An 11573-nucleotide genomic window follows, 5' to 3' on the forward strand; every position below is an offset into this window, starting at 1 on the left:
GCCCCGTGCTTACCCCTGAACGTCCGGCAGGGCTACCCCTGCCTTTTGAAGTGCGTCCCAAATCTTGGCATCGCGGTTATAGACGTCTCGGCGATACTGCACCTCGCCCTTCGACCCGATATAGGCGGTGCGATAGATCAGATGCACCGGCACATGTTGGTCCAGTTCAACTTTGGTTTCCTTGCCGGTCTTGAGAACACGGTGAAAGAACGCCTTGGGGTCTTCCTCTTGTTTTGCCAGCAGCGCATAGGCGAATTCGAAAGGTTGCGCCAAGCGTATACACCCGTGCGAGAACGCCCGCACCTCACGTGCGAACAGGCTTTTCTGTGGTGTATCATGCAGATAGATGTTGTACTTGTTGGGGAACATGAACTTCACCAAACCCAGCGCATTGCTTTTGCTGGGGGGCTGGCGCATCGCAAACGGGAAGTTTCGCGCCGTGAACTGAGTGAAATCCACAGCCCCACGATTAACCTGCCGGCCGCTGCGGTCAGTGATTTGAATATGACCCACCGCGTTAGGATTGGACTGCAGTTTAGGCAGGTATTCCTTGGTTATGATCGAGCGTGGCACATACCAGCTGGGGTTGATCACCATATGTTCCATCACATCCGAAAACTCGGGGCTACGGCGATCATGTGTGTTCTTGCCAATCACCGCGCGGGTTTCAAACGTAACCTGCCCGTCATCGACGATCTTGGCCGAGAAATCAGCCTGATTCACCAGAATATGACGCCCGCCACGCTCTCGCGGCAGCCAGCGCTCTCTTTCCAGCGCGACATAGACTGCCTTTAGGCGGTCCGAGGCAGGACGGTTCAACTCGGTAATTGTGCCTTGGCCAGCGACACCGTCAGGTTCCAGCCCATGCGCCGTTTGAAAAGCCTGAACGCCAGCCAGCAGCGCATCGTCAAAAGACGGGCTGGCCGACGGTTTCATATACCCCATCGCCACAAGACGATTGCGCAGTTTGACGACATTCGGCCCGGTGTCACCATACTCTAGTTTCGTGACCGGTACCGTCGCCCCCCAACCACCTTGATCCACCAAAGCTTGCAAAAGCAGCTTTTGTTTCATCAGCGCGCGGTACTGCCGGGTTTGCGGCGGCAGTTGTTCCAGATATTGCGCGCCTTGCTCCGCCAGCCCTGACAAATGCTCGGCTGCACTTCGGCGCTCCACGCCCCGAACCAGTCCGTCGTCTACACGCTCAGGGTCAAGGGTGCCGGAATACAGCGCATCAGCGTACTCCACATACACCCGGCTGAGTTCGGCCTCGACCGCACCAAGGTCACGAACAGACCGGGCCTGTTCCATCTGATCAATCAATGCCGAGACGGTTGCATCTGCATGGGGCAAACCGTGAAGATGTGCGTTGGACAATGCTTCAATCAACGCGGTCCTGCGTTGCATATGCTCAGGGGTTTCACCCGCCCAAATTGGAGCAAAGCCGTTCGCCCGGTAAAACTCGGCAATTGTCGATGCCTGCGGCGTGTGTTCCGCAATCGCCATTTGAAACGCTGTATTCGGTTCGGGCGCAGACGCTGTGTTCGCAAAACCAGCGGTTGCTGCAAAACAAGCGGTGACAAGGATACTGGTACTGGTGCGGAAAACAGAAAGCATTACGGGGCCTTGAATATTCAAAAGATTGAACTTGGGATATGTGCGTCAGGCAACTATGGATTTGCCATCGATTACTTGTCTATTCACAAATCCCTTACCAAATCGCTTCTGATAGTGTCTGATGCGTGTTTGCATCGGCCGGTTGGCAAAAACCTCATAGCTGCACAATTTCTGAGTGGCACTGTGTCATTTGCGCAAAAAACTGCCGAAAATTCCCCCTAGAAATGGTGAACCTGAAACACTTCTTGGCCGCTGATTCCGATTGTGTCATAAAAATCGCATCTGGGATGGGAAAAAATTAATACCGCGCGCGTAACATCGTGCGCAGGCAGGAACAGTACGGGACGAACCAAAAATGACCAAGAGCAGTTCCTCGGGCTTGACCCGGCGTGCCCTATTGGGTGCATTTGCAGCTACCGCAGTCGCGGCAGCCCCCACATATTCCAATGCAGCAGGCTTTTTGCGCGGTGGCGGCGATATTCGTCGCATTCGTATGTATTCCGGTCGCACGGGCGAACGGTTGGATATGATCTATTGGGTCGATGGTAAGTATATCAAAGACGCTGTCAAAGAAGTGAACCATTTTATGCGCGATTGGCGCACAGATCAGGTTAAATCCATCGATTTGCGCGCGATTGATATCATGGCGGCATCACACAACCTTCTGGATGTGAATGAACCGTATATGTTGCTGTCCGGCTATCGCTCTCCGCAGACCAACGCGATGTTGCGTTCCCGGTCGCGTCGCGTTGCGCGCAAATCCCTCCATATGGAAGGTCAGGCTGCTGACCTGCGTCTGGCGTCTCGCTCAGTCTCGCAGATGGCCAAAGCCGCGATGTCGTGCCGTGCAGGTGGCGTCGGCCAGTATTATGGATCGAACTTCGTTCACATGGATTGCGGAGTTGTCCGTTCTTGGCGCGGTTAAAACGCAAACCAAAACGGGTCTCGCATATCTGAAACGCTTGTAGCAGGAATACTGGTTTTACCTGCTATATCCCTGCATCTCCTCCTCCACCGCCTGCGTCACCACCTCCAGAATCGCTAGTTGATGGAGCTTCGGCAGTCGAGCTGCCAGTCTCACGCGTCTTTTCCTTGTCGACATCCGATTCAACATTAGACGCAGACACATTGTTGCTCTCTGCTTCATCGTCGCTGTCGGAATCGTCGTCGGTCAGCTTACCAAGGATGAATGCAAGCACGACACCGACTATAGCCCAGCTTACAACGCTGGGGAGTGAATAACCCGAAATAACAGTACAGCCCAAAACCGCAACTATTACGACCACAACGATAAGCATTTTTTTTGAAGAGATGACTTGCACGTTCTTTCCTCCATCAAAGGTGACGCGAACCAACCCCATCGGGAAAGTGTATCGCAAAACGTGCTGATAGAGAAACTTGCGCTAAAGTGAGTGCGTCAGTGGACGTTCACAAAAGCTGGCGAAACTAAGTTTTCGTCCCATTCAAAACGGTTCAAAACATGTAAGAAAATGGCGCACCTGAGAGGATTCGAACCTCTGGCCTCTGCCTTCGGAGGGCAGCGCTCTATCCAGCTGAGCTACAGGTGCCTTGGTCGTTAGCTAACCTTGATCCGGTTCGGGTGCAACTGGAAATCGTGCTTGTCGCACCCAGTTTCAGATCAAAGTCAGGCGAATAGATCATGTGCCAATTCAAGGGCATCGATCAGTATGTCGACCTCTTCCGTGGTGTTATAAAGACCAAAGCTGGCGCGGCATGTTGCGGTCACGCCCAGGTGGTCCATCAGCGGCCCGGCACAGTGATGCCCGGCACGAACGGCCACGCCTTTTTTGTCCAAGATGGTAGACACATCATGCGCATGGCCTGCCCCGTCCAGCGTAAAGCTGAAAATGGCTGCCTTGTCTGGCCGAGTGCCCTGAACCTGCAACCAGTTGAGACCGTTCAAGCGCTGCATGGCATAGTCGCGCAGGCTTGATTCATGGGCCGCGATGTTCGCCATCCCCAGATCCATCATATAATCCAGTGCCACACCCAGACCGATCGTCTGAACGATACCGGGTGTACCGGCCTCGAACTTCATTGGCGGGTCGTTGTAGATGACCTGTTCCTTGCTGACCTCTTTGATCATGTCACCGCCGCCGATAAAGGGGCGCATTTCGGCCATACGTTCGGATTTGATGTAAATCGCGCCTGACCCGGAGGGGCCATACAGCTTGTGACCTGTAATCGCGTAAAAATCACAGCCGATCTCTCCCACATTCACCGGCATATGGACCGCGCCTTGGCTGCCGTCCACCAGAACCGGAACTCCTTTCGCGTGGGCCCCTTCGGTGATCGTTTTGACGTCGACAACTGTACCCAAAACGTTCGAACACTGGGTCACTGCAACCAGCTTGGTCTTTGGACCGATTGCATCAATTACGGCCTGAGGGTTCAGTCCCCCATCTGCGTCCACATCCACCCATTTAAGAACAACGCCCTGCCGTTCGCGCAGAAAATGCCAGGGCACGATATTGGCGTGATGCTCCATGACGCTCAGAACGATCTCGTCCCCGGCTTCGAGTTGCGGCATTGCCCAGCCATAAGCAACAAGGTTGATCCCTTCGGTCGTGCCCGAGTTCAGGACGATCTCGTCCTCATTCGAAGCACCAAGAAAGCGGGCAATGGTGCCGCGCACGGATTCGTACTTCTCGGTTGCAAGATTGGACAGGTAATGCAAGCCGCGATGGACGTTCGAATATTCCTCGGCATAAGCGCGCGTCACAGCGTCAATAACGACCTGCGGTTTTTGAGCCGAGGCGCCATTGTCCAGATAGGTCAAAGGCTTGCCATTGACCTGACGCGACAGGATCGGAAAGTCAGAGCGGATTTTCTGTACATCGTACATAGGCGTGTTTCCTAGACGGGTCCGGTTGGATTGAACATCAGAACAATGGGAAGGGCGACAATAGCGGCCAAAAGAATTACGGCAAATGCCTTGCCAAGCGAGCCGAATTGATGTGCCTCATTCAGAAAATGCAGCGTTATGTAGAGGCTCCATCCCAAGGTCGCCAGTAGCAAGAGAAGCGTCAGAGCAGGCAAAGCCACGCTGGCAATAACCATGGCCAGCAACGCGCCACTTTGCAAAAAACTCAGCCAGATCATCAGGATCAACAAGCCGGAAAGCGTTGCACTGCCGCCAAGAACCCGTCCGACCAAAAGAAAGGCGACAACGCTCAGAAGCATTGCACCGGCGGATCGGATTAGAATGAACGGGATGCTTTCGGCCTCGGCGTTCACTGGGGCTTCGGGCGCCATAAAGATCAGGTCCGTGCTGAGTTGGATCAGGCAGTTAAAAACCACCACCAGAAAAAAGCTCAGCCAGACCGCTTCCCGCCCCAGATTCAATGCCAATATCTGACGGGCTGCTTCGGCAGGTTTCTTGAGCGTCAGAACCACCAGTGGGCCCATTTGTGGAATAGTCATTCAGCCGACCTTTGCACTTGTCTGAGACCGGATAACCAGAACCACACAAAAACAGCAACCCAGAGGATGCCCACAATTGACAAAGCAGGTCCGGGTCCGATGAACCCAGCCACCAGGCCATTCAGCAAAACCAGCGGTGCAGACGAAAGCAGCGCCCAGAACAAGGCCAGCCTTGCCCCATAGGCCGAGCCCTTGCCGCCAACCAATCGCGCGGCCCAGTGCGAGACCAAAGCCAGAGTGTAGAAGAACAACGGTAAAATGAACACGGTGCCCAGCAGCGCACCGCCCAGTAGCATGTTCAGCTCAACACCTTCCAGATGCGCCTGGCGTGCGAGGCCGGGCATCTGCGCAATAAACGCGACGATGCAAAAGCCCATCACAAACACCAGTGCCCGGTCTTCGCGTGGCCCCAAATCCAGAAGCCGGCGCACAACACGCCCCGGCCCCCGGTAAGTTGCCAAAATGTCTGACGAAAGAGCCATCAGCTGCGGCGGGCGAGCCACCCCTCCAGACGGCTGACAATCGCTTCGGCCAACGCGCTGTCTTCGATTTCGTCCACCGCTTCGGCCAGGAATGCAAGTGTCAGCATATTGGTCGCGTCCTTGGTCGGAACCCCGCGCGAGCGCAGATAGAACAGTGCGGTTTCGTCAATCGCGCCCGAAGTCGAGCCATGCGAACACGCCACATCGTCGGCGTAAATCTCAAGCTCGGGCTTGGCAAGGAACTGGCTGTCGTCATCCAGAAGCAGCGATTGGCTGATCTGGTAGCCGTCAGTTTTCTGGGCCCCTTCCTTTACAAGGATTTTGCCTTGAAACACACCAGTTGCTCCGTTGCGCAGAACCTTCTTGAACACCTGACGGCTTTCGCAATTCACTGCGTCATGGGTGATGAAGACCGTGTCGTCGTGATGAAAATCGCCATCTCCAACGCAGGCACCGGCCACATGGGCCACAGCGTCATCACCTGTCAGTTCAACGACTTGTTCGTTGCGGGTCAGGACGCCGTTTACGGTCAGCGTGAATGACTTATAGACCGATTCCGTTCCAAGACGGGTGAACATATGGGTCGCGGCGCGACGTTCATGGTCCCTGCCCTGCGCACGGACGTGGTGCAACGTACCGTTGTCCGCAATGTCGATCTCCATGCACTTGTTAAAGCGCGAAGCTGCTGGACCGGTTTCCAGAATGGTGGCCTCGGCCCCGCTTTCCACACGAACCACGTGATGCAGGATCGCGTCTGACGTCGGCGACGCATGGCGATAGATCAGGTTGATCGGTTTAGACGGTTTGCCTGTCACATGGATGGCAACACCATCCGACGCAAAAGCTGTGTTCAAAGCAGCCAACGGACGCTGAACCGGAGATTGGCCGCGGGCTTCTAAAACGCCATACAGATCTTTGGCCCAATGGATGTCTTTGCAGCAAATGTCTTCGAGGCGATCGATGCTTACGCCTTCCATCGACAGATCGTCCGACTCTTCGGCACTGAACACACCATCCACGAAGACGATGTTGAGCCGATCAAATTCACTGAACACCAGAGGCTCATCATCGGCAAACACTGCAGCGGGGATCGCGTCGGGCGCGACAAGTGTGTCGGGCTGAGTGTATTTCCAGTATTCATCGCGCCGCCCCGGAAGACCGATTTCCAGAACACGTGCCAAAGCGTCTTCACGCGCGGCACGGGTGCAGCCAGCGTCGGGCATCGTCAGCGCAGACAGCCGCGCCTCGGTTGCGGATTGTTTGACTTCGGGCAAGGCCATCAGTTCACCTCGGCAAGAATGTCGGCATAACCGTTGTTTTCAACCTCAAGCGCCAGATCCGGGCCACCGGTTTTGACGATGCGGCCATCGGCCATGATGTGCACGACATCCGGTTTGATGTGATCCAGCAAGCGCTGGTAGTGCGTGATCACCAGGAAACCACGGCCTTCATCGCGCAAGGCGTTCACACCTTCGGCCACCAGTTTCATCGCGTCCACGTCCAGGCCCGAGTCGGTCTCGTCCATGATGCACATCTTGGGTTCCAGCATAGCCATCTGCAGGATCTCGTTGCGCTTTTTCTCACCGCCGGAGAAGCCCACATTGACCGGGCGCTTCAGCATATCAGCGTCGATCTTCAGGGTTTTCGCCTTTGCGCGCACTTCTTTCAGGAAGTCGGCTGCCGACAGTTCTTCTTCTCCGCGTGCCTTGCGTTGCGCATTCACAGCGGTCCGCAGGAAAGTCATGTTGCCAACGCCGGGGATCTCAACGGGATACTGGAACGCCAGGAATACACCTGCTGCGGCACGCTCTTCCGGTTCCATTTCCAACAGGTCTTCGCCGTCCAGGGTGGCCGAACCTTCGGTGACTTCATAACCATCTCGACCAGACAAAACATAGCTGAGCGTCGATTTCCCAGACCCGTTAGGGCCCATAATTGCATGTACCTTGCCAGCTTCAACCGTCAGGTCCACACCTTTGAGAATTTGCTTGTCTTCTTCTTCAAGCTGCACGTGCAGGTTCTTGATTTCCAGCATTTTTTCCTCGGCTCTTATCTCTATTCGCGCGTCATCTTGCGCGGGTGTCATTTCGATTTAAACGTTTCGGTTTTTTCGGCCGGAACGATCAGGAAGTTTTCGTTGTCGCGGTCTTGGCCAAAGCTCCGAAGAGTTTCGTAGTTTTGCTCTGCCATCCATTTCTGAAAGAACGTGCGGTTTTTGTGATCAACCTCGACAAAGATGATGGGGCGCGTCGCAGCCACCGTGCGGGACAACCCTGCCAACACGTCCAACTCCATGCCCTCAACGTCGATCTTGATCAGATCCGGTGACATACCTTCCAATAGCGTATCCCCGGGCTCTACCCGCAGATTTCCAGATCCCGGTGTCAATTGCGTGCCGCCTAGATTGCCCGCCTCAGGCTTAAGTTCAAAGCCAGAGGCAGCCTCGCGCCCTGCTCCAACACCCAGTTTCGAGCTGTCAACAACGTCTTCCAGGCTGTTAAGCTTGATGTTGCGCTTCAAGATGGCGATAGCGTCTGGGTTAACTTCGATTACGCGGACGATCTTGGTTGCGCAAACGCGCCCCCAATACACCGCATGGTTGCCGATATTTGCTCCAATATCAGCGATTTGCGCGTTTTTCGGCAGATAGCGCGATATGTCTTGGAGCAGGCCAAGCTCATACACGTCACCCCAAAAATGGCGTCCTTGGATCACATCACGTGGATTGGACACTTCAAACAGCAGAAATTGACCGCCGGCATCGCAATACCGAACGAAAGGGCCGCATAAGCTGACAAATACTTTGGCAACCGTGCGGTCAACAAACCGTTTGATCTTGGAACGCGGGCGCATAGTTAGCCGACGCTCCCCTCAAGCGAGATTGCCACCAACTGCTGCGCTTCCATGGCGAATTCCATCGGCAACGCCTGAAGCACGTCCTTGCAGAACCCGTTTACAACCAGCGCCACGGCCTCTTCCTCGTCCATGCCGCGCTGACGGCAGTAGAACAGTTGATCGTCGTCTACCTTGGATGTCGTCGCCTCGTGCTCAACACGGGATGAGTTGTTCTTGACCTCGATATACGGAACCGTATGCGCCCCGCATTTGTCTCCGATCAACAGAGAGTCGCACTGCGTATAGTTCCGGCTGTCTTTGGCTTTCGGATGCATCGAAACCAGACCACGATAAGTGTTCTGCGCCTTACCTGCGCTGATGCCTTTGGACACGATGCGCGATTTGGTGTTTTTGCCCAGATGAACCATCTTGGTGCCGGTATCGGCCTGCTGATAGTTGTTGGCAATCGCAATCGAGTAGAACTCGCCCTGGCTTTCGTTGCCGCGCAGGATGCAAGACGGGTATTTCCAGGTCACGGCAGACCCAGTTTCTACTTGCGTCCACATCACTTTGGACCGATCACCCCGGCAATCGGCGCGTTTGGTCACAAAGTTATAGATGCCGCCTTTGCCGTTCTCATCCCCAGGGAACCAGTTCTGAACGGTCGAATATTTTACCTCGGCATCTTCTTCGACGATGATCTCGACCACAGCCGCGTGCAGCTGAGCCGTATCACGCTGAGGCGCGGTGCAGCCTTCCAGATAAGAAACGTACGAGCCCTTGTCGGCGATGATCAACGTGCGTTCGAACTGGCCGGTGTTTTCGGCGTTGATGCGGAAATAGGTGCTCAACTCCATCGGGCAACGAACGCCCGGCGGGATGTACACAAACGACCCGTCCGAGAAGACGGCTGAGTTCAGCGTCGCATAGAAGTTGTCCGAAACTGGAACAACAGTGCCAAGGTATTTCTTGACCAGTTCAGGATGCTCTTTTATCGCTTCTGAAATCGAACAGAAGATCACGCCCGCCTTCTTCAACTCGGCCTGAAAAGTTGTACCTACGGAAACCGAGTTGAACACCGCGTCCACAGCAACCTTGCGGCCTTCGGCTGGTGCATCTTCAGCGCCCTCTACTCCAGCCAGGATCATCTGTTCTTTCAGTGGGATACCCAGCTTCTCGTAGGTAGCAAGCAGCTTGGGATCGACCTCATCCAGAGATTTGGGCTTTTCCTCCATGGATTTCGGACGCGCATAGTAGTACTGGTCTTGGAAATCGATTTCAGGGTAGTTGACCATCGCCCATTTGGGCTCTTCCATCTTGGTCCAGCGTTCAAATGCGGCCAGACGCCATTCGGTCATCCATTCAGGCTCATCATTCTTATCCGAGATCAGACGGACGATATCCGGGTTCACGCCTTTTGGCGCGTACTCCATCTCGATATCGGTATCCCAACCGTATTTGTAGGTTCCGACCTCGCGTACCGCATCCACGGTTTCCTGATCGACACCCTCTTTCACCTGGGTCTGGTCCAAAGCGGCCATAACTTACCCTCCGTCAGATCACGCGGCCCGCGCGCGATGCTTTTTCTCTTTCTCAAGCCACGTTTCGGCGAAACGCAGCACATCTTCTTTCGTTGTCCGAGGGCCCAGCGAAACGCGGATTGCGCTGCTGGCTGTCACCTCGTCGTATCCCATTGCGGTGAGCACCGCGCTGGCGCGAACCTTGCCGCTTGAACAGGCAGAGCCCGCACTGACCGCAAAACCCGACAGATCCATCTGCATGACCTGGGTCTCACCTTTCCAGCCGGGGGCGGCAAAACACAGCGTGTTGGGCAGGCGTTGCCGCCCTTTCCCGACAAAAATAGGTGATTTTACAGCAGCCTCAAGAGCGTTTTCTAGAATATCTCTAAATTCTTCAACCTGCTCCCAAACACCACTGGCCAGGTCCCGTGCTGCCGCTTCAGCAGCGGCACCGAAGCCCGCGATTCCAATGACATTTTCCGTTCCAGACCGACGACCCATTTCCTGACCACCGCCCTTGATCTGAGCTGGCAGATCAGTTCCGCGCTTCATAACAACCGCGCCAACACCCTTGGGGCCGCCCAGTTTATGCGCCGACACCAGGGCCATCTGGGCATACATCCAGTTGAACGCAATCGGAAGCTTTCCAAAGGCCTGCGTGGCATCTGTCACGGCCAATCCGGGCGGCAAGGACTGAACGATTCCGGTCTCGGAATTTGCCAGTTGAAGGGTCGAGGCTTCGGGTTCTGTTACCAATACTTCGCCAGCTTCAGAAACGGAGAGGTCTTCTTTGATCCAAGCCCTTACGGCATCATGTTCGACTGCGGCACCATGCAAGTGACGCCCAGCCAAAGTAAGAGATGCGCCCTCGGTGGAGCCAGAGGTGAAAACGATATCCGCACCATCAGCGCCGAAAGCGGCTGCAACCTGTGCCCGTGCCCGTTCGACAAGTGCCTTTGCGGCACGGCCCTCGGCATGAACAGAAGACGGATTTCCGCAGACTTCCATCGCGGCAATCATCGCCTCTCGTGCCTCAGGGCGCAGAGGTGTCGTTGCGTTATGATCCAGATAAACACAATTCATGGATGCATCTTTTTGCCAACAAAATTCATATGCCTGTGTCGCTTCTTTGGATTACTCGTCCACCACCGAGAACAAGCTCGGCACTGCGGGGCATGGGGCCAGGTCGTTCTTGATCACGTCAGACAGGCGCGTCTGATGCAAAAACACATAGACATGCGCACTTAGACTTTCCCAAAGGCGGTTGGTCAGCGATTGCGCGCGGCTGCCGGAAGACGCACCCGAAGCTCCGGCCCCTTTTTGAAGGGCATCAACTGTCTCATCCACGGCGGCCAGAATTTCGACCACGCGAATTTCAGACGCAGGGCGCGCAAGGCGATATCCGCCACCCGGTCCGCGTACCGACGAAACCAGCTCGGCTCGGCGCAGCTTTACAAAAAGCTGCTCCAGATACGGCAGGGACACATCTTGGCGTTCTGAGATTTCTCCAAGGGTCACAAGTCGGTCGCTTGGTTGCAGCGCAATATCCGCCAAGGCAACCATCGCATATCGCCCTTTGGTCGACAGCTTCATTTTTAGCCCCTCTTTGCAGGAATTGCGCGAAATCATTGACGCCGACGCTGCCAGTGCGTATCTCCGACTGACAGCGCTGACG

12 protein-coding genes and 1 tRNA gene are annotated in these 11573 nt (G+C 55.2%); 1 reads left to right on the plus strand and 12 read right to left on the minus strand.

What is annotated here, in order from left to right; all coding sequences use genetic code 11:
• Nucleotides 1–9: 9 nt before the first annotated feature.
• Nucleotides 10–1617, minus strand: coding sequence for a L,D-transpeptidase family protein (locus ACXADZ_RS08700; RefSeq protein ID WP_475195090.1), 1608 nt, complete (start codon nucleotides 1615–1617; stop codon nucleotides 10–12).
• Between the two features lie 355 nt (nucleotides 1618–1972).
• Here ACXADZ_RS08700 and mepK point away from each other — a divergent pair, with 355 nt between their 5' ends.
• Nucleotides 1973–2542, plus strand: coding sequence for a peptidoglycan L,D-endopeptidase MepK (mepK, locus tag ACXADZ_RS08705; protein ID WP_475195098.1), 570 nt, complete (start codon nucleotides 1973–1975; stop codon nucleotides 2540–2542).
• Nucleotides 2543–2606: 64 nt separating this feature from the next.
• On the opposite strand, the gene ACXADZ_RS08710 is transcribed toward mepK, so the two are convergent.
• From ACXADZ_RS08710 to iscR, 11 genes are all read right to left on the minus strand, one after another.
• A complete protein-coding gene (locus ACXADZ_RS08710) occupies nucleotides 2607–2939 on the minus strand; it encodes a hypothetical protein (RefSeq protein WP_475195104.1) in 333 nt (110 codons plus the stop codon).
• Nucleotides 2940–3108: 169 nt separating this feature from the next.
• A tRNA-Arg gene (locus tag ACXADZ_RS08715) sits at nucleotides 3109–3185 on the minus strand.
• Between the two features lie 77 nt (nucleotides 3186–3262).
• Nucleotides 3263–4483 (minus strand): cysteine desulfurase, encoded by a 1221-nt coding sequence (locus ACXADZ_RS08720; RefSeq protein WP_475195109.1) that lies wholly within the window; start codon nucleotides 4481–4483, stop codon nucleotides 3263–3265.
• Between the two features lie 11 nt (nucleotides 4484–4494).
• Nucleotides 4495–5061, minus strand: a complete 567-nt coding sequence (locus ACXADZ_RS08725) for a YIP1 family protein (RefSeq protein ID WP_475195115.1) — start codon at nucleotides 5059–5061, stop codon at nucleotides 4495–4497.
• Nucleotides 5058–5543 (minus strand): YIP1 family protein, encoded by a 486-nt coding sequence (locus ACXADZ_RS08730; protein WP_171089983.1) that lies wholly within the window; start codon nucleotides 5541–5543, stop codon nucleotides 5058–5060. The genes ACXADZ_RS08725 and ACXADZ_RS08730 overlap by 4 nt, the downstream gene beginning before the upstream one ends.
• On the minus strand, nucleotides 5543–6823 hold the full coding sequence (gene sufD / locus ACXADZ_RS08735) for a Fe-S cluster assembly protein SufD (RefSeq protein ID WP_171183177.1): 1281 nt from the start codon (nucleotides 6821–6823) through the stop codon (nucleotides 5543–5545). The genes ACXADZ_RS08730 and sufD overlap by 1 nt, the downstream gene beginning before the upstream one ends.
• Entirely contained in the window at nucleotides 6823–7578 is a 756-nt protein-coding gene (sufC, locus tag ACXADZ_RS08740; RefSeq protein WP_171089980.1) for a Fe-S cluster assembly ATPase SufC, read from the minus strand. Before sufC ends, sufD begins: the two co-directional genes overlap by 1 nt.
• Nucleotides 7579–7625: 47 nt before the next feature.
• Complete coding sequence (locus tag ACXADZ_RS08745) at nucleotides 7626–8396, minus strand: FkbM family methyltransferase (RefSeq protein ID WP_475195127.1); 771 nt, start codon at nucleotides 8394–8396, stop codon at nucleotides 7626–7628.
• Nucleotides 8397–8398: 2 nt separating this feature from the next.
• On the minus strand, nucleotides 8399–9919 hold the full coding sequence (gene sufB, locus ACXADZ_RS08750) for a Fe-S cluster assembly protein SufB (protein WP_475195129.1): 1521 nt from the start codon (nucleotides 9917–9919) through the stop codon (nucleotides 8399–8401).
• 18 nt (nucleotides 9920–9937) lie between these two features.
• Nucleotides 9938–10981 (minus strand): cysteine desulfurase family protein, encoded by a 1044-nt coding sequence (locus ACXADZ_RS08755; protein ID WP_475195131.1) that lies wholly within the window; start codon nucleotides 10979–10981, stop codon nucleotides 9938–9940.
• 51 nt (nucleotides 10982–11032) lie between these two features.
• Nucleotides 11033–11491: a Fe-S cluster assembly transcriptional regulator IscR gene (gene iscR, locus ACXADZ_RS08760; protein WP_171089975.1), complete on the minus strand. Its 459-nt coding sequence runs from the start codon at nucleotides 11489–11491 to the stop codon at nucleotides 11033–11035.
• Nucleotides 11492–11573 lie beyond the last annotated feature (82 nt).

The sequence above is a fragment of the Ruegeria sp. ABM4_193 genome (assembly GCF_056158705.1).